The sequence below is a fragment of the Nocardioides acrostichi genome, from assembly GCF_015319165.1.
In the GTDB taxonomy this organism is placed as follows: domain Bacteria; phylum Actinomycetota; class Actinomycetes; order Propionibacteriales; family Nocardioidaceae; genus Nocardioides; species Nocardioides acrostichi.
In genome coordinates this window covers 1-17,803 of the sequence record NZ_JADIVZ010000002.1, presented here as the reverse complement: position 1 = coordinate 17,803, position 17,803 = coordinate 1, and the positions used below count along the sequence as shown (strand labels likewise).

Sequence of the window (17,803 nt, the reverse complement as noted above, 5' to 3'; positions counted from 1 at the left end):
GGCGTCGGCTCAGAGCCCGGACGACCCGCCCGACCCGATGCCCAGCGCGGCGTCGACGAACGGGTTGCGAAAGACGCCGTCCGGGTCGAGTCGGTCGTAGAGCCGGCGGGCGTCGTCGCGCCGTGGGTAGAGGGCGCCGAAGTCGAACGCCGAGGGGTCGAAGGTCTTGCCCCAGTGCGGCCGACCCCCGAGCGACGCCAAGGCGGCGCCGAGCTGGGCGTCCATCGTCGCGACCTCCGCGGGGCGCCGGTGCCAGGTGAAGTGCAGACAGGTCGTGGCCACGCCGCCGCTCGGCGAGAGCCACAGGTCGTCGGGCGCCAGGCTGCGCAGCTCGGCGACGATGAGGTGGGCGTCGAGCACCGGCGCGAGGTCGGTGAGCGCGGCCACCGCCTCGTCGGTGCGCTCGGCGGGCACGAAATACTCCGACTGGATCTCCTCGCCGAAGCTGGGCCGGTGGTCGACCCGGAAGTGCGGCAGCACCTCCAGCCAGGGCCGGTCCTCGTCGATGGGCGTCAGGTGGGGCTCGTCGCCGAGCAGCACGCTGGGCGGTGAGGGCTCGGCGTCCGGGCTCGGCGCGGCCTTGCGCTGCACCTCGGTGGGCTGCTCGTCGGAGAAGCGGGTGAACACACTGACGCTGTAGCCGTCGTCGAGCACCTCGCGCACGCGCGCCCGGGTGTCGTCCCACGTGGTCAGGCGCCGGGTCTGACGCAGGGTGTAGGTGGGCACCAGGTCGAGGTCGACGTCGAGCACGATGCCCGCGGCGCCCAGCGCGAGCACCGCCCCGGCGAAGTCGGGGTGGTCGCGGGTCAGCTCGTGCGCCGCACCGTCGGCGCTCATCAGCCGTACTCGCGAGACGCCGGCCGCGAGCACCCGGTGCGCCGACCCGGACCCGTGGGTGCCGGTACTGGCGGCGCCCACGACCGAGATGTGCGGCAGCGAGCCGAGGTTGGGCAGCGCGAAACCGGCCTCGTGGACGGCACGGGCGACGTCGCCGAACCGGGTGCCGGCGCTGACGCGCACGACGCCACGGCCGGCGTCAACGACCGGCGGGCGTGCGAGTCCGGTGACGTCGAGGAGCAGATCCTCGGTGTCACAGATGGTGTTGAAGGAGTGCCGACTGCCAACCGCCCGCACGTGCGAGGCACCGGCGAGGGTCTCCGCCAGGTCGCTCTCGTCTCGCGGACGACGTAGGCGCGTGTGGGCATAGGCGTGGTGACCGGCCCAGTTCAGCTCGCGCACGGTGCCAACCTACGTCCGTGACGAACGCCGTCGACGTCGACGAGCTCGCAAGGTGAAATCACGGGACTCTGCTCGTGGAGGCGTCATGCTCGATCAGAACGGTGCCCAGGCCAACGCAATGCAGGCCTAACTGCGCGGTGAGTCCGCCGGCGCAAACCTCCGTCGAGGTGGGCCCGAGGCGCCGCAGGTCTTCACCAAGCAGTTGTGGTCGCGCCGGCACCCCTTCTTGGCGCTCGTGCTCCTGTTCGTCATCGGCGCCGCCCTGGTCTGGGCGCTCTTCCTGAGGTGACGAGGAGCCCGGCCGCCTGACTCTCGGCGGCATGGACGGCCTCGGCGATATGCAACGCACCCACCACGAGTCGACGGGCGCCTCCGCGCCGGTTCGGGTCTCGGCTCGCAGCCGTACCGGTCACCACGAGGCATGCCCCTGCGCTGACCCGGCGATCGTCAGACTCGGGCGAGCACCACGTACTCCAGGCCGGGCCGATCCGGTGCCTCGCGCACGTCGGTGACCCTCAGCCCGTGCTCGGCGAGGTCGCGGCGGATCTCCTCCAGATCTCGGAACCTCAAGGTCGAGGTCGACCTCAGCACCTCGCCCTCCACCGTCATCGACCCGGTGAAGGTGACCAATGGGAGCGCCACATCGGTGACCGTGCGCTCGACCGTGGCCGTGCGTCCGTCCGGCAGCGGCAGCCGTGTGGGTGTGATCTGCCATCCCTCCCACGCGCGCGCCTGGGGGCGTCGGGTCTCGAACACGAACCAGCCACCGGGCTCGAGCACGGCTCGCACGGCGCCCAGCGTGGCGTGCCAGTCCGCGTCGTCGACGAACACCTGCGCGACGTTGCCGGTCATCACGGCCAGGTCGACGCACGCCGCATGCCCGGCCAGTGCGGTCGCGTCACCGTGCACCCACGTCACACGGCCGGCGCCCGGCTTGGCGCGGGCGACGTCGAGCGAGGCGCCCGCGGGATCCACCCCGATCACCCGCACCCCCTGCTCGGCGAGCAGCACCGCAAGGCTGCCGGTGCCGCACCCGATGTCGACGACGGTGCTCGCCCCCAGCTCGTCGACGATCGCCACGTAGTGGTCGAGGTCGGAGCGGTCGTCGTCGAACCAGTCGTAGAGCGCGGCCTGGCGTGGGTCGGCGAAGACGGCGTCGGGTGGTCGCATCAGACGACCACGGGGATCTCGTCGCCGAGCGTCATCCGTCGCTCGAGCTCGAGATGATCGCCCGACCAGAACCGGCCCGGGTCGTAGTAGTTGGTCGGCTTGTCGGGGTCGAGCAGGCCCATCGCCTGGTACGTGGCGGCGACGACCTCGGCGCAGTAGGTAAGCTCGGCGCCGGCCTGGCGACGCACCCGACCACGCGCCCAGCGCCCCACCAGTTGGGCGGTCTGCGGAAAGGGCGTGCCGTCGAGCCGGGCGATGGTCTGGAGCGTGGCGTCCTCCATGGCCGGCGTGAGGTTGCCGTCGAGCTGCCGCAACCACGCGCGCTGCTCGTAGCGTCCGCACCACTGCTCGACCGCCTCGCGCAGGTCGTGCAGCTGCACTCCTCGCTGGTGCTTGCCGGTCCACACGTCGCGCAGGCCCTTGCCCAGCTCGGCGTGCCACATCAGCGGCGGCAGGTCGTCGATCACGACCGCCATGCCGACGTGGTTCACCGGTGCGTTGGTGAGCATCCGGATAGCGTGGTCGGCGGTGGACCGACCGCGGAAGAGCCAGAGGTCGCCAGTGCGGGTCAGTTCGACCGCCTGGTCGAGGGTCAGGCGCGTGGCGGCGCCGTGGCCGGGTTGGGTGTCGCTCACGAAGAAGGAGTCTGCCAATGAACGCGTCCCGAGTCTGGAAGCTGCTCGGCCTGGCCGGCGTGGCGGGTGTGGCCGCCGGCGGAGTGGTCGTGGCGCGCGACCAGCGCCGCCGCAGTCGGATGACGCCTGAGCAGGTGCGCGACAAGCTGCACGCGCGGGTCGCCGAGGCTCAGGGCCTTGACGAACGCGACGCCGCGACCTGAACCCGCGCCGAGGAATATTGATTCTTCAACTATCGTTGCCCCGGCATGCCAGCCATCACCGTCGACGACCTCAGCACACTGCCCCGCCTCGCGGGCCCCGGTCTGGGTGACCAGCCGCGCGCGGTGCGCCAGGTGACCACCGCCCCGAGCGGCTACGAGGGCGAGGGCTTCCCCGTCCGGCGTGCCTTCGCTGGGATCGACCTGCGTGACCTCGACCCGTTCATCATGATGGACCAGATGGGCGAGGTGGAGTACGCGCCCGGCGAGCCCAAGGGCACGCCGTGGCACCCGCACCGCGGCTTCGAGACCGTCACCTACATCATCGACGGCACCTTCGACCACCAGGACTCCCACGGCGGTGGCGGCACCATCACCAACGGCGACACCCAATGGATGACGGCCGGCTCCGGGCTGCTGCACATCGAGGCACCACCGCAGTGGCTGGTGACCTCGGGCGGACTGTTCCACGGCATCCAGCTCTGGGTGAACCTGCCACGCGCCGACAAGCTGGTGACTCCGCGCTACCAGGATCTGCGCTCCGGCGAGGTGCAGCTGTTGGCGAGTGCGGACGCCGGCGCCCTGGTACGCGTGATCGCCGGTTCGGTCGGCGGCCACGACGGCCCCGGCACCACCCACACCCCGATGACGCTCGTGCACGCCAGCGTCGAGCCGGGTGGCCGACTGGACCTGCCGTGGGACGTCGATTCCAACGCACTGCTCTATGTGCTCGCAGGCTCCGGCACGGTCGGCGTCGAGGGACGACCGGTCCACACCGGCCAGGCCGTCGTGATGGGTGCCGGCGACTACCTCACCGTCGCCGCCGACACCGCGCAGGAGTCGCGCTCACCGAAGCTCGAGGTCATCGTGGCCGGCGGCCGTCCCCTGCGCGAGCCGGTCGCCTGGGCCGGTCCGTTCGTGATGAACACCAAGGCCGAGGTCATGGATGCGTACACCGACTTCCAGCGGGGCCGGTTCGGGCAGATCCCCGCTGCCGGCTGAGGCCAGGATCCCTCGCAACCGGGTCCGGCGTCGACGAGTCCGAGCCGGTGAGCGCTCAGGCGGCGGTGCTCGGTCGCTCCTGCGGCTCGACCTTGTAGAAGCCGGAGAAGAGGATGCGGTCCTTGGCCAGCCCTGCCCCGACCAACCAGCGTCGTCCGGCGGTGGCGAGGGTGGACTCGCCGATCACGAAGCCGTAGGCGAGGGGCGAGGGTGCCGGACCCTCCCTGAGGGTGCTCAGGGCGAGCCTGCCCGGCCGGCGCTCCTCGACCGCACGCACGCACCACGCCAGGTCCAGCCCCGGAGGCGCGATCCAGGTCTCGATGTCGTCTGCGTGCGGCACCTCGATCACCACGCGGCCGCGCGTGTCGGCGGGCAGGTCGTGGACGATGCCGCGCAGGGCGGGGATCCCGGATTCGTCCGAGACCAGCACCACCTCGTCGGCGTCCGAGGGCGGGTCGAAGAGCACCCCCTGGTCCAGCAGACCCATCGGACTCCCGATCTGGGCGGTCGTCGCCCAGATCGCCACCCCTCCGCAGAGCTGCCCCGCGTGGTCGTGGTGCAGCACGACGTCGATGTCGAGCTCGGCGTCGAAGGCTCCGTCCGGGCCGTGCGAGGCCGAGCGGTACCCGGCGACGGTGTAGTTGCTGCAGTGCGGGCGCACCTCGTCGGGCAGGTCGAGGTAGGGCTGCCACCAGGTGCGGCCCTCCACCTCGGGCAGGACCAGCGCCGCTCCCGGCTCCGGGGGCAGGAACAGCCGGAACCAGTGGTCGAGACCTTGGTGATCGAAGCTCGCGAGGTCGGGTCCGGCCACCGTGACTCGCTGGAAGGTCGGCGAGAGCCGGCGGGTGGCTCGCACCTGCGCGGTGAACATCTGAGGCTCGGTGGGCATGGTGCGAGGATAGGTCGACATAGGTTAACCTTACCTAAGTTCGTAGGATGGTCGCGTGCGCACTCCTCCAGTCCTCACTCGCGGGGTCTCCCCGGGGGCCTCCGCCGGGGCCGACAGCCACTGCGCTGCGGCGCTCGCCAGCCCGGCGCCAGGGCGGCGCCTGCGCCTGACCGGCGCGCTGATCGGGCTGCCCGCGGCCCTGGTCGTGGTCGTCATGGCGAGCCTGGTGCTGGGCAGCAACCACGTCTCACTGGGCCAGGTTCTCACCGCGCTGGTGGACCGCTCCGATGATCCCGGTGCGATCGTGTGGGGGTCTCGCGTCCCCCGCACCGTGCTCGGCCTGGTGGTCGGCGCGTGCCTCGGGGTCGCGGGTGCAGTGATGCAGGGCCAGACGCGCAACCCCCTGGCCGATCCTGGACTCTTCGGGGTGTCGGCCGGCGCCAGCCTGGCCGTCGTGCTCGGCATCTACCTCGCCGACGTCACCTCGGTGTTGGCGATCTTGTGGCTCGCCTTCGTCGGCGCCGTCGTCGCGAGCCTCGTGGTCTTCGGCGTGGCCGCGCTCGGCCGTGGTCTGGCCAGCCCGGTGCCACTGGCGATCGCGGGCATGGCGGTCTCCGCCCTGCTGGGCGCGGTCACCTCGTTCCTGGTGCTGACCGACGAGGCGACGCTGGCCGGCTACCGGATCTGGGTGGTCGGCTCGCTGTCGGGACGCACGTTGAGCGGCATCGGCCCGGCACTGGCCATCGCCGCGGCCGGCGCCGTGCTCGCCGTGCTCAATGCGCGCTCCCTCGACACCTTGGCCCTGGGAGCCGAGTTGGCCACCGGACTGGGCGAGAACCTGGTGCGCGCTCGGCTCGTGGGCCTGGGCGCGATCACGCTGCTGACCGCCAGTGCCGTCGCGATCACCGGACCCATCGGCTTCGTCGGGCTGACGGCACCCCACGTGGCCCGCTCCCTGGTCGGCGGCTCCCATGCCCGACTGCTGCCCGCCTCGGCCCTGGTCGGGGCGATCGTGCTGCTCGGCTGCGACGTCGTGGGGCGACTCATCGGCGGCATGGGCGAGGTCTCGGTGGGCGTGGTGCTCTCGGTGTTGGGAGGCGGCGTGTTCGTCACGATCGTGCGGCGTGGCCGGATGGCGCAGCTGTGAACGGCCTCTGGCAGCCGCGTCTGCTCGCGGTTACCACGATGACGGGTGCGCTCGTCGCCGTCCTGCTGGTGATCGGCATCCTCGCCGGCTCCTCCGGACTCTCGGTGGGCGACGTCTTGCACACCCTCTTCATCGGGGGCGACGCCGGCCAGCGCTTCATCGTCTTCGAGCTGCGCCTGCCCCGCGTCGCGGTGGGCCTGCTCGTGGGTGCGAGTCTGGGTGTCGCCGGCGCGCTGACGCAGTCGTTCTCGCGCAACCCGCTGGCCACTCCCGACATCCTCGGCGTCACCTCGGGCGCGGCCGCCGGCGCCGTGGCGGCCATCGTGATCGGCGGAGGCACCTACGCGGTCGGGTCGGGGATGCTCGGGGTCGGCCTGCCGGCCATCGCCGTCATCGGGGGGTTGGTGACGGCGATCGTCGTCTACGGACTCTCCTGGCGCAGCGGGGTCGACAGCTACCGGCTGATCCTCGTCGGCATCGGGGTCACGGCCTCGCTGACCGGCATCACCCAGTACCTCATCGTGCGCGCCCAGCTCACGCAGGCCGCGGCGGCGCAGCAGTGGCTCGTGGGCAGTCTCTCGGGCGTCTCGTGGATCAGCGTGTGGCCCGTGCTCGTCTCGCTCACGGTGATGCTGCCCCTCGCGCTGACACAGACCCGGGCCCTGGACCTGACCCAGCTCGGCGACGACGTGTCGGTCGGCCTCGGCGTCGCTGTGCAGCGGCACCGGCTCATCGTCATCGTGTGCGCCGTGGTGCTCACCGCGGTCGCCGTCTCCGCGAGCGGACCGATCGAGTTCGTCGCCTTCCTCGCACCGCAGGTGGCACGCCGGCTCGCGGCCACCGCTCGCCCACCCCTGCTCGCCTCCGGCCTGATCGGAGCCGCGGTGGTGACCGGTGGGGACATCGTCGGCCGCACCCTGCTCCCCTGGTCGGTGCCCGTCGGCATCGTCACCGCGATCGTCGGCGCGCCCTACCTCATCTGGCTCCTGACCCGTCGCAACTCTCGCGAGAGGACCACCGCATGATGCCCACCTCGACCCCTGCTCCCAGCTCGAGCGGCCCCGCTGCCGACGCTCCCCAGGACGGAGCGCGTGCACCCGAGGCCCAGGAGCCGGGAGTGCCCGCCCTCGAGGCGCGTTCGCTGAGCATCGGCTACGACGGCCACGAGGTGCTGCGCGATCTCGACCTGAAGGTCGAGGCCGGCACGGTGACGACGATGATCGGCGCCAACGGCAGCGGCAAGTCGACCTTGCTCAAGGCGTTCGCGCGGCTGCTGTCACCGACGGCCGGCCAGGTGCTGCTGCACGGGTCGCCGATCCGGGGCCAGTCCGGACGCCAGGTGGCGCGCCAGCTGGCCGTGTTGCCGCAGAAGCCGCTGACCCCCCAGGCGACCCGGGTGCGTGACCTGGTGGCGCGGGGCCGGCATCCGCACCAGTCGATGCTGCGCCCGTGGACGTCGGCCGACGCTGCCGCCGTCGACGACGCGCTGGCCGCCACCGGCATGGGCGACCTGGCCGACCGCGATGCCGCCGAACTGTCCGGCGGACAGTTGCAGCGGGCCTGGATCGCGTTGGTGCTGGCCCAGCAGGCACCGACCGTGCTGCTCGACGAGCCGACCACGTTCTTGGACCTCACTCACCAGCTGGAGGTTCTGCGCATCGTGCGCCGGATCAATCGCGAGCGGGGCACCACCGTGGTCATGGTGCTGCACGACTTGACCCTGGCCGCGCGATTCTCCGACCGGCTGCTCGTGCTGGGCTCCGGGGAGCACCGTGGAGGCATCGTCGCGGACGGCGCACCGTGGGAGGTGCTGACGCCCGATGTCTTGCAGACGGCCTTCGACCTCGACGCCTCGGTGATCCCGGATCCGCACACCGGGCGGCCGCTCGTCGTCCCCCACGAGCCCGTCTGAGCAGGCCCCGGCGTGACAGAGGTAGTTAGGTAAGGCTAATCTTACTGTCGTGAAGATCCGATCCCCGCGCCGTGCTCTCACGGCAGCCCTCTCCGCCATCGTGGCCACCGCCGCGCTCACCGCCTGCGGTGCCGCCAGCTCCAGCGACGACGACTCGGCCTCCGACGCCAGCGCCACGTCCAGCGCCAGTGCCGGCCCTTGGAGCTGGACCGACGACACCGGCAACGCGATCGAGCTGGACAGCCAGCCGACCCGAGTGGCCGCCTACGCCGACCAGGCGCTGGCGCTGCTCAGCTACGGCATCAAGCCCGTGGCCATCTTCGGCCGCGTCGACGTCGCCTCCGACCCGCGCTTTGCCGACTACGACCTCTCGGGCGTCGCCATCGTGGGCAACTCCTACGGCGAGATCGACCTCGAGGCCCTCGCGGCGGCGTCCCCGCAGCTCATCGTCACCGGCATCTACCCGACCGACCGCAAGGGCACCCTCGACACTTCGGGCCCCTACTACGGCGTGGCCGATGCCGAGCAGCAAAAGCAGCTGGAGAAGATCGCCCCGGTCGGCGCGATCAAGATCGGTGGCGAGGGGCTCGACGTCGTCGAGAGCACCACGGCCCTCGCGGAGTCGCTGGGCGCCGACAAGGACGACGTGGCCGACGACAAGGCGGAGTTCGAGGAGGCCGCCCAGGAGCTCGGCGAGGCCGCCAAGGAGCACCCGGACATCGAGGTCACCCAGCTCTACGCCGACGCCGACGGGCTCTACGTCGTCAAGATCGCCGACGAGCCGGAGACCCAGATGTACGCCGGCTTCGGGGTGAACTACACCGACCTCAACCCGGGCGGCGACTACTACTGGGACATCTACAGCTGGGAGAACGCCGCGAAGATGATGTCCGGCGACGTGATCTTGGCGAACGTCGAGGGCTACCAGGCCAAGCAGCTCGCCAAGCAGCCCACCTTCGCCGACGACCCCGCCCTCAAGGCCGGTCAGGTCTACTCCTGGAACGGCGCCGCGATGGACTACACCTCGCAGGCCAAGCAGATGGAGAAGCTCGCCGACCTCATCGACGACGCCAAGGACGTCGCCTGAGTAGAGGCCTGACTCGTCGGTCACCCGACCCAGACGCCCGCACCCGCGCCACACGGGTGCGGGCGTCTGTCTGTTCTCGCCCGACCCCGACGTCGTGGCCGGGAGTAGTCCGTCGCGCGGTCGCAGCGGTGTCGCCCACTAGCTCGGGCTCGGCAGAGAGGAAGCGTCAAAGCCCTTGTCTCTGCTTTGGACCTTACGCGAATCTCAACCGAGAGCCGCACCCCGTATAGGAACGGCCGAGAGCCTGGGGCGCTTCAACCTTGCCCCGAGAATTCTGCGCTTCGTCCGGAAATCGGCGAGCGTCGGCAACTCGTCGGCGGCTCAGTTGTGAGCCGACACGAATCTGTCAGTGGCCGCGACATCAGGTGTCAGTAGTGACAACCCGCGTCGTCTGTCCACAGGCAGATCTCGCCTTCCTTGAGCGTCCTGAGCCGGTCCTAGGACTGTCCGACGCCTCAGGCCGAGTTACCGGTCCGCGCCGTCTGTGTGTGACACCGTGTATGCGTGCGTGTTGCGGGAGTCAATGTTAAGGCAGGCTTCCTGTTCGTTGTGGTGCTTGATTGGGCTGCCGACGGGGAAGCGACGCCGACTGTTGTCGCGAGCAATCGGTTTGAGGCGAATGGAAGCCTGGGAGATGCGGACCGTTTTTCCGATCTCCGGGATCGGATTCGACAGTTCTTGGCACCGCTGGGCGTGTCTCGGGTCGACGTCGTTGAGACTCGGCAGTACGCGCAGTGGAAGTACGCCGACGCGTACTCCCGGGTGGTGAAGATCTGTGCGGTGATGGATGCGTCCCGCGCTTTGGGTGTGCCGTTCTCCACCCAGAAGACGGGCGATATCGCGAAGACGTTGAACTTGCAGGCGAGCATGCTGCAGGTGTTCGAGGCGTCGAGGGTGGGGCTGGCGAAGAATCCGATGTACTGGACGACCGGGCTGTCCGAGGCCGCAGCGGTGGGTCTGCATGTCCTTGGTGATCCGGCCGCAGCGAGCGATGACGACGAGGCGGAACCCGCGTGAGCGCGGACACGTACCCTTTGGAGGCGGTGCCGCCGCCGGAAGGTCGGGTCGACGAGCGCGTCTTGACGCTGCCGTTCGAGTGCTTGCGCAGTCTTCCTGAGGGCATCAACGAGGTCCACGTGTGGTCGGATCCGCTCTTGGGTTGCGAGCGGGTCGGTAAGCGGATCGACATGTCAGCGATGGAGGGTGACGACGTTCTTCCCGAGCCCGCCACGCTGCAATCGATCCGTCACAACAACGTGGTGCCGGTCGTCGCGGCTGCCGAGGTCTCCGGGTACCCGCAACCCATGAGGGTCGTCGAGGTCATCACGCCGTACTTCGAGCGGGGGTCGATCACCGACGCGTTGCTGCGGGGGGAGAAGTTCACTGCGCGAACGGCGGTTGCGATCACACAGGCGACGCTGCGTGGCCTGTCCGAGGTTCACGAGGTTCATGGCATCTGTCATCGCGATGTGAAGAGCGGGAACGTGCTGCTGTGCCCGGACCATGTGGCGCGTTTGGCTGACCTCGGCTTGTGTGGACGATTCGACGACAACGGCGAGGTCCTGGCGTTGAAGAACCCGACGTTGTACAGCAGTCCAGAGTTCACGGCGACGTCGACGCTGACCCGAGCCAGTGATGTCTACTCGGTCGGTTTGATTCTTCGAGAACTCCTAGGTGGTCCATTCCCGTACGCGGACTACACCACGACGTTTGTGCTGGAACGGATGAGTGCGGGCCGCTCACCTCTTCGCGCGGCCGATCTCTCTCTCCCGATCTGGGCTTCCCGGTCAATGCGTCGCGTCTACACCAAGGCGACGCATCGGGATCCGGCGCGGCGGTATCAGAGCGCCCACGAGATGGATCAGGCGTTGTCCAGGGTGGTCGCCGTGGACTGGGAGCAGATCAGTGAGAACAGGTGGGAGGCCCCGTTCGTGCACTCTTCCAAGCGGGTCGCCGTGGAGGCCACCTGGATGCCGAGGAAGAAACTGTTCCGGGTCTCATCGCTCGCGTCGACCAAGTCGGGTTGGCGGCGGACTCAGGACGACGTCGAGGTTGACGACCTGGGCTCCACCGCGGTTGCGCGCGTTTTTAACCACGCGTCGGACACCGCCAACGCGCGGTGAGCGGCGACCGCGATGGCTCGCCGTTCGCCCACGGTTGCGATGGGCCATGACCCAGCCGCTCGTGCTTGTTGATCCGCTGGAATGGTCCAGAGTGCCTCCCGCCCACTCACACAGGGTGAGAGGAACCCGGCTGACAGGAGTCGGTCTGCGGCGTCCCGCATCGACCTGCTAGTGACACCTCGTCGCGGATCGCGAAAAGTGGCGATCGCCCGAACACTTCGAGACCCGTCCGGTAAGGCGGCGATGAGTTGCTCGACGAGTATCTGCAGGAACCAAGGTTGTCGAGGTACTCCCTGGGACTCCCCACGTTGGACCGACTCTGCTACGGCCGCTCCGAGTCCTGACAGCAGCACCGAGTCAGCGTCAGAGAGCACCCTCTGCCGCTTGTCCGAATGCTCGACCTGCCCCATACTCACAGCATTACACGAACCATGTAACGCATACCGCATTACAGGTAGCCTGTCGCTGTGAGTCTGCCGAACACGCCCTTGGAGCGCCTCTCCAAGACTGTCTTCGGGCAAGTTCATCGTCTCGCCGTCATGGCTTGGATCGCTGAGTCGGACGGATTGGTAAACCCGGGAGATCTGACGGCCGACCTCGGATACCGCTCTCAGAGCGCCGTGCAGGCTCCGCTCCGTGACTTGGTCGACGCTGGACTGCTTGTTCGCTTGCCATCTGACGCGGGTCGGACGTACTACCAGCGGATCGACAGTTCGGCTTGGCGGTTCGCACTGGAACTGGTCGCATCCCTCCAGTCGTCGGCGCGCGCCGACTGACCCTGACCCTGTCTCCTCGCGTGGTTTCATCTCAACAAGCCTCCGACTCAGGTCTACCGGAGGCCACCGACAGTGGTCGGCGCGTTCACGCCTGCTATTCGAACGGGCGGACCTGCAGGGCTGCGAGCAGACTGTCTTGGTTGGTGATGATCGTGTCTTCGGCGGCTGTGGTGGTGACGTTCCAGGCGTCGGCGAGCCCGTTGATCACGGCGTTCAGGTCGCCCGGTCGGCTGGCTTTGCCGGTGTAAGGGGCGTCGGTTTCTAGCAGCACTCGGTCTCGTGGGATCGCGGCTAGTAGTTCGCTCTTGCGGGTCATGCGGGCGTTGACCGAGAAGTACGCGCCGTGGTCTGCGGCGGCCTGTGCTTGCTTCGCGGTCCCTGTGAACCAGTGGAGGACGGCTCCGGGAATGAGTGCGCGTCGAAGGTGGTCGATTGTTTCCTTGACTGCGCGGCGGCTGTGTAGGGAGACGAGCCGTTTGGCTGTTTCTGGGTGAGTGAGGATCTGGTCGAGTTCGTCGCGCTGCCTGTGGAGCGGGACAGCGTTTGGTCCGGTGACTGTGCCGTCGAGGCCGACTTCTCCGACGACGGCACAGGTCGGGAGAAGGTCGAGGAACTGTGTCACGACTTCCGAGGGGTGGGGTTGGCCTGGGTGGAGACCGAGCGCCCATTGGACTCTCGGGTGTTGGAGGCCGTGGAGGCGTTCGTAGTGTCGGGGCAGATTGGTGACGGCGACGATCCTGTTCAGGTCGTCGCCAGGAGTGGCCCGGTCGTCGTCGAGGGCTGGGATGCCGCCTGCTGCATCGAGATGTGCGTGGGTGTCGATCAGGGTCATGCGGCGGTCAGAGCCCGAGGTTTCGACGGACTTGGGCGGTCATGCCGTTGTCGAGCATGGTGCGGAGTTCTCGGTGTGAGCGTTCGCGCATGTCTTGTAGTCGTTCTCGGTCGACGTCGGGAGGAAGAGGGGCCGTGCGGACGAGATCCCTGGGATGGGGGTCGCTAGCAAGGCGCGCGATGACAGCGTAGATGTCGGCTCGACGGTCAGTTTTTGGGTTGGTGATGTCGACGTCTGTGCGTGGGTCGAACTTGTAAGTCGTCGGGTCGGTTCCGCCCGTGGCTGCCTCGATACCGGAGCGCCGCACCAGGCATGGGTAGCAGTAGCCGCAGTTGCTGTAGGTGGCGTCCCCTCGCCATCGCTCAGTTGGGTGTGAACAGGACACGGTGGCGGCGATCCCACCGAGTTGAGTGAGTGCCGCGCGCGTGATGTCGCCCTTGGTGGAGTAGAGCCACGGGTTGTCGAGTTGTACGTCGATCCCGAGCGCCTGGATGACATTCCCGATCAGGGTCAGGGTGTGGGGGTGAGTGCTGCGCGTCGACAGTGCGCCGGTGCGGGAGGCGGTGAGGGGGACGTTGAGGGCGACGAATCCGTTCTCCGGGATGGTGACTGTCGGTGCTCGCAGCGTTGCTGCGACCGCGACGGCGGCGGCTGCGAAGAGGAACCCTCGTGTCCTGCTGGTGTCCTCGGTGCTCTCCTTGACCGCGACGTGGAACCACCGGAGCCGGTCCGGGGAACGTCCTAGGTCATCATGGAGTCGCTCTTGCAGCCCTTTGAGGGGTCCCATGTCCCAGTGTCCGACCGCGAGCCTGTTGTTCTCGGGGTTGGCTGCGGCGAAGGCGTAGGAGTCGAGTCCGCCTGAGAACAGGTCTACGGCGTCGGCTTCTAGGGCAATCAGTGGGAGTTGGGACGGGCTGAGCGTGGGTTGCTGTGTGGCCTGGTACGGCGTGACTGTCCAATGGTCGTTGCTGAGGAACCGCAGAAGTCGTTCGGTCTGCGCGCTGGGCCATGTCGTGGGGTTGGTGACGGGGAACGCGATGTTGATGTGGCGCTTCCACCGGTCGGGTTGGCCGTTTCGTGGGATGGAGCGGTCGGCAAGCCATGCGGCGGTCGCGGCGAGGAAGAGTTCGACGGCCGGTGTGTCAACGGACGGAAGTCCGGCGGTGAGGGTCTTGATTTTGGCGCTTGCCTGGTGGCTCGTGCCGTCCAAGGTGTACTTGACGTGGCCCTTGTCGATGACTGGGCTGCTGATGGATAGGTGGTGCTGTGTTGGGTTGTCGGCGGCAGTCGTGTTCACTCAGCGAAGACCTCTCGTGCGCCGTCAAGGATTTGTCGGGCCTCGCGGGCTCCGTCTGGCCCGGCCCAGTCGATTGATGTGATCGCTCGGTCAGCGATCACGTTGGCGAGTCGTTCGGTGACGTATTCGCGTATCTCGCTGCTGCGCCGTTCTGCTTCGTGGGGGTTCGGGTCGGTGATTGCGGTGGATAGTTCGCGTGTGATGAGTCGGGTGAGCCATTCGGTGAGGTAGCGCTGCATCATGCGTTCTGCGGTGGCTTGGTCGATGACGATGTTGTCGAGATCGTCTGCTGATTCGAGTACCTCGGTGACGGCTTCGTCGGCGGCGGAGCGGACAAGGTCTGCGTCGCGGTCTTCGGGGTCTCCGGCGATGTAGTCGACGAGTGCTGCGTGTACTTCTTCCAGCGGGCGCCCGACGAGGTCGTCGAGGCCCTCTCGACGGAACGCATCGTTGAGGTTTTGGTCCGGCGGTCCGGCTGCGAGCCCACCGATTCGAGCGAGTCCGGGGGCTGCGGCTCGGGCCGCTGATGTGCCCTCGTAGCCCGCTAGTGCGGCGGCAGCGTCAGCCACGAGTTTCACCAGCCCGGGACCGGATCCGCCGCCCGCGTTGGCCCAGTCCCGCCCGGACTTTCGGGCCTTCTGCCAGGCGGCACCAACACCGCCGGAGTGATCGCTAGAGGTTCCCATGCCGTCGCGTTCCCCTACTGCTTCGCCCGGCGGTCGAGTTCCTGCTGCGCCGTCCGTGCGACGCTCGTGTTGACCGACTGCTGCGCCCACATTCGCAGCACCTCGTCGACGGCAGTATCCGTGGCGGCACCTTTGAGCCGTCGCGCGAAACCGAGGGGTACACCGACGGTGAGTCCGTCGAACGGGACGCCCCTGATCGCGAGCAGCAGACCAGGTGCAAGCGAGGCGTGGTTACCTGCCACCGTCGCTAAGGACAGGATCAGGTTGCCGGGCAGTTTCTCTGACGGCAGCCGATCGAGCGCCGCGTCGGCGAGGAGGGACGCCTCGGCTGCGTCGAGTGCGTCGGCCTTCTCTGCCGCCGTGTCACGAACGTTAGAGTCGTTCGAAGCCATCATCTGAAGAAGTTGCTGCAAACGCTCGGGCAGGGCACGTGCGCGCACCGCGACGGAAGGCAGTCCAGCACGACCGAGTTCGAAGTACGGACCGAGGTCGATGCCTGCGAGTGGCGGATCAAGGGCGAGCCAGTCCACCTCCCATTTCGACTCCAGCCACCGCGCTGCACCTGCAGGCATGGCGGGCTCCTCCTGTCGCGCGGGCTGGCGCGATCGAGAACGGCTCGCACCCGAATCCTTCTCGCCGGTGGTCGCCGTGTCGCCCCTCGGAACACTGTGTAGCCGTTCAGGGGTTCGTTGTCCGGACTTCCGAGCAGCGACCGCACCGTCGTCGTCACCGCGGCTGGTCGACTCGGCCTCGGCAGTAGGAGTCGACGAGGTCACCCCGCTATCATGGTCGAGGGCGAGTTCGGTGATGCCGAGCATGCGACGCGACTTGGCTTCCAGTCCGCCCAGCACCTTGCTGGCCTCGGGCGCCTCCGTAACCCACCGATGCAGTTCCTTGTACCGGGCCGGTTCGGCGTATTCGAGAACCATGAGTTTGGCGACGACTCCGCGATCGAGGTCGAGCCGACGGCGGAGCGCTGTACTCCACCGCATCTCCATCGCGTTCAGGTACCGCTTCAACTGGCGTGGGTTGCCCTTGAGCCCCACAGCGAGCAGTCGTGACACTCGACCCATGAGCGCGAACTCGCGCTCAGCCGCATCGCCCACGTCGCCGCCGACGGCCTCGCGAGCAAGCCCGAGGTTCATCGAAACACTCACGCTGCCACTAGCCCGGATCTCCTTGGCTTTGGCCAGGCACGCAACCATGTGCTCTTCAGACAGGTGTCGCTGAGCAACAAGCAGGTTGAGATAACTCTCAGCCTCAGCCGGGCCAACCGGCGGAATGCGGACCGGCACCTGCACGATCTTCTCCAGATACTCCGACGGGAGGTTGGTCTCGCTCGCCAGCGCAGCATGCGGGTACCGGATACGGATGGCGTCCCGCACCACGCGCTCGTCCGTCGCAAGGACGAACGCAGTCCCGGACACCGACAAGAAGAGACGGATCGCTTGCAAGATCTCGGGCACCTGCTCCGGCATGGAACGATCGAGGTCGTCGACAAGGACGACCACAAGTTGCCCTTCGAGACCGGCGACGAGTTCCTCGAACTCGCTTCGGAAGTCCCGAGATACCGACTCGCTGCTCGGCTGGTTCCCGGCGTCCTTGTCGTCCTTGAGGAGACCGTCCAACTCGTCGAGTGTCGGCGCGGACAGCGTGACGATGTGTTTGGCGGCCAGTCCCGCCACGCGCATCCACTTCACCCGGCGGCGCAACATCGACAGTGTCTCCGCTGCACGCCGAGCAAGAGGGGTCTCGGGCTCGTCAGGCAGATGATCCGCGACCTGCTCAACGACTGCAGAAAGAAAAGCAGTCTTGGCGTCGTCGTATGTCTCGATCCGCCACGGGCTGAATTCGACGACCACGACATCACGGGAACGGAGTTCCTTCGCGACCATCTTCAACAGGCTGGACTTACCGGCACCCCAGTCCGCCAGGATGCCAGCGGTCACCGGAAGGACAGTTGGATCGGTCACGAGGTCGACAATGTTGTGAACCTCGTCCTCGAAGCCTAAGAGGTCGACGTCGGTCTCGTTGTCGCTATACATGCCGCAAGTTCCTCTCGACGCCCGCCGCCCCGATGCGCGCACGCTCGCTGTCAATGTCGCTCAGGGGCGCGCTCTCACCCGTGCTGACCCCCTGACGATTCGCCTGTGCCGGAGGATAGAGGTCGGGTCCGACAGTGCACGAGACGTCGGAAGAGTTGGACAGGTCGGACATCAGGTCGAGTTGTGCCCATGTCGAGTGCCGAACTCGGACGACTACGAGACTGCCGTTGGTCCGCGCCCGAGTCGCTCCACATCGAAGGTGGTCCTGCAACGACGTCAGCAACAGGACCGACATGTGTGAGCCCGACAGCCCTCGCATGTGAGCACGGGGTCGCTATCCGAACCTGCTGACAGTTTGGGCTCATGAGACTCGGGACCCGGGGGCCTGACCCCGGTTCTTGGACACGCTGAATCCAGCACGTGCTGGGGAAGCGAGATGATTCAGGAATCATGGCCAGGAAGAACTATTCCGAGGAGTTCCGTCGTCAGGCCGTCGACTTGTATGAGTCCACCCCTGGTGCCACTGTCCGCGGCATAGCCGAGGATCTCGGCATCGTGCGCGGCACGTTGAGGCACTGGCTCGAGGTGTACGGGACCGGCAAGAAGACCGCTGCCGACGGGACGTTGACCTCCAGCCCGTTGCAGTCCAAGCCATCGACGGGCAGCTCATCGCCGCCAGCAGACGAGACACCCGCCCAGAAGATCAGGCGGCTTGAGGCCCGTGTGAACGAGCTCGAGGTCGAGACGACCAAGCTCACGACCG

18 protein-coding genes are annotated in these 17,803 nt (G+C 67.9%); 10 read left to right on the top strand and 8 right to left on the bottom strand.

Going from position 1 to position 17,803, the window contains the following annotated elements; translation table 11 throughout:
- Window positions 1–9: 9 nt before the first annotated feature.
- From ISG29_RS05000 to ISG29_RS04990, 3 genes are all read right to left on the bottom strand, one after another.
- The gene (locus ISG29_RS05000; RefSeq protein WP_194502310.1) at window positions 10–1,239 is read right to left on the bottom strand and encodes a D-arabinono-1,4-lactone oxidase; all 1,230 of its coding nucleotides are present in this window, start codon (window positions 1,237–1,239) and stop codon (window positions 10–12) included.
- Window positions 1,240–1,686: 447 nt separating this feature from the next.
- The gene (locus tag ISG29_RS04995; RefSeq protein ID WP_194502309.1) at window positions 1,687–2,409 is read right to left on the bottom strand and encodes a class I SAM-dependent methyltransferase; all 723 of its coding nucleotides are present in this window, start codon (window positions 2,407–2,409) and stop codon (window positions 1,687–1,689) included.
- Window positions 2,409–3,044 (bottom strand): C40 family peptidase, encoded by a 636-nt coding sequence (locus ISG29_RS04990; protein ID WP_194502308.1) that lies wholly within the window; start codon window positions 3,042–3,044, stop codon window positions 2,409–2,411. Before ISG29_RS04990 ends, ISG29_RS04995 begins: the two co-directional genes overlap by 1 nt.
- Window positions 3,045–3,061: 17 nt before the next feature.
- Between ISG29_RS04990 and ISG29_RS04985 the strand changes: the two genes are divergently transcribed.
- Together ISG29_RS04985 and ISG29_RS04980 are read left to right on the top strand one after the other, a co-directional pair.
- Window positions 3,062–3,247 (top strand): hypothetical protein, encoded by a 186-nt coding sequence (locus ISG29_RS04985; protein WP_194502307.1) that lies wholly within the window; start codon window positions 3,062–3,064, stop codon window positions 3,245–3,247.
- A 45-nt stretch (window positions 3,248–3,292) separates the two neighbouring features.
- Window positions 3,293–4,246 carry a pirin family protein gene (locus tag ISG29_RS04980; RefSeq protein ID WP_194502306.1) on the top strand — a complete coding sequence of 318 codons (954 nt, stop codon included), beginning with the start codon at window positions 3,293–3,295 and terminating at the stop codon, window positions 4,244–4,246.
- A 55-nt stretch (window positions 4,247–4,301) separates the two neighbouring features.
- On the opposite strand, the gene ISG29_RS04975 is transcribed toward ISG29_RS04980, so the two are convergent.
- Window positions 4,302–5,135, bottom strand: a complete 834-nt coding sequence (locus ISG29_RS04975) for a siderophore-interacting protein (protein WP_207792801.1) — start codon at window positions 5,133–5,135, stop codon at window positions 4,302–4,304.
- Between the two features lie 55 nt (window positions 5,136–5,190).
- Between ISG29_RS04975 and ISG29_RS04970 the strand changes: the two genes are divergently transcribed.
- The 7 genes from ISG29_RS04970 to ISG29_RS04940 all read left to right on the top strand — a co-directional run bounded on the left by ISG29_RS04970 (window position 5,191) and on the right by ISG29_RS04940 (window position 12,180).
- Complete coding sequence (locus tag ISG29_RS04970; protein ID WP_328828028.1) at window positions 5,191–6,282, top strand: FecCD family ABC transporter permease; 1,092 nt, start codon at window positions 5,191–5,193, stop codon at window positions 6,280–6,282.
- A 38-nt stretch (window positions 6,283–6,320) separates the two neighbouring features.
- A complete protein-coding gene (locus tag ISG29_RS04965) occupies window positions 6,321–7,307 on the top strand; it encodes a FecCD family ABC transporter permease (RefSeq protein WP_194502305.1) in 987 nt (328 codons plus the stop codon).
- Window positions 7,304–8,194, top strand: coding sequence for an ABC transporter ATP-binding protein (locus tag ISG29_RS04960; RefSeq protein ID WP_194502304.1), 891 nt, complete (start codon window positions 7,304–7,306; stop codon window positions 8,192–8,194). The genes ISG29_RS04965 and ISG29_RS04960 overlap by 4 nt, the downstream gene beginning before the upstream one ends.
- A 49-nt stretch (window positions 8,195–8,243) precedes the next feature.
- A complete protein-coding gene (locus ISG29_RS04955; protein WP_194502303.1) occupies window positions 8,244–9,281 on the top strand; it encodes an ABC transporter substrate-binding protein in 1,038 nt (345 codons plus the stop codon).
- Window positions 9,282–9,785: 504 nt separating this feature from the next.
- The gene (locus tag ISG29_RS04950) at window positions 9,786–10,298 is read left to right on the top strand and encodes a hypothetical protein (RefSeq protein WP_194502302.1); all 513 of its coding nucleotides are present in this window, start codon (window positions 9,786–9,788) and stop codon (window positions 10,296–10,298) included.
- On the top strand, window positions 10,295–11,404 hold the full coding sequence (locus ISG29_RS04945; RefSeq protein ID WP_207792800.1) for a protein kinase domain-containing protein: 1,110 nt from the start codon (window positions 10,295–10,297) through the stop codon (window positions 11,402–11,404). The genes ISG29_RS04950 and ISG29_RS04945 overlap by 4 nt, the downstream gene beginning before the upstream one ends.
- Before the next feature lie 467 nt (window positions 11,405–11,871).
- On the top strand, window positions 11,872–12,180 hold the full coding sequence (locus ISG29_RS04940) for a MarR family transcriptional regulator (protein WP_207792799.1): 309 nt from the start codon (window positions 11,872–11,874) through the stop codon (window positions 12,178–12,180).
- 94 nt (window positions 12,181–12,274) lie between these two features.
- On the opposite strand, the gene ISG29_RS04935 is transcribed toward ISG29_RS04940, so the two are convergent.
- The 4 genes from ISG29_RS04935 to ISG29_RS04920 are packed head-to-tail and all read right to left on the bottom strand — an operon-like array spanning window position 12,275 to window position 17,040.
- Window positions 12,275–13,012: a TatD family hydrolase gene (locus ISG29_RS04935; RefSeq protein ID WP_194502301.1), complete on the bottom strand. Its 738-nt coding sequence runs from the start codon at window positions 13,010–13,012 to the stop codon at window positions 12,275–12,277.
- 7 nt (window positions 13,013–13,019) lie between these two features.
- Window positions 13,020–14,309, bottom strand: a complete 1,290-nt coding sequence (locus ISG29_RS04930; RefSeq protein ID WP_194502300.1) for a hypothetical protein — start codon at window positions 14,307–14,309, stop codon at window positions 13,020–13,022.
- Window positions 14,306–14,995 carry a hypothetical protein gene (locus ISG29_RS04925; protein ID WP_194502299.1) on the bottom strand — a complete coding sequence of 230 codons (690 nt, stop codon included), beginning with the start codon at window positions 14,993–14,995 and terminating at the stop codon, window positions 14,306–14,308. The genes ISG29_RS04930 and ISG29_RS04925 overlap by 4 nt, the downstream gene beginning before the upstream one ends.
- Window positions 14,996–15,009: 14 nt before the next feature.
- Window positions 15,010–17,040 carry a KAP family P-loop NTPase fold protein gene (locus ISG29_RS04920; protein ID WP_194502298.1) on the bottom strand — a complete coding sequence of 677 codons (2,031 nt, stop codon included), beginning with the start codon at window positions 17,038–17,040 and terminating at the stop codon, window positions 15,010–15,012.
- Window positions 17,041–17,490: 450 nt separating this feature from the next.
- On the opposite strand from ISG29_RS04920, the gene ISG29_RS04915 reads away from it, so the two are divergent.
- A partial coding sequence (locus ISG29_RS04915) for a transposase (RefSeq protein ID WP_194502297.1) occupies window positions 17,491–17,803 on the top strand: 313 nt, incomplete at its 3' end.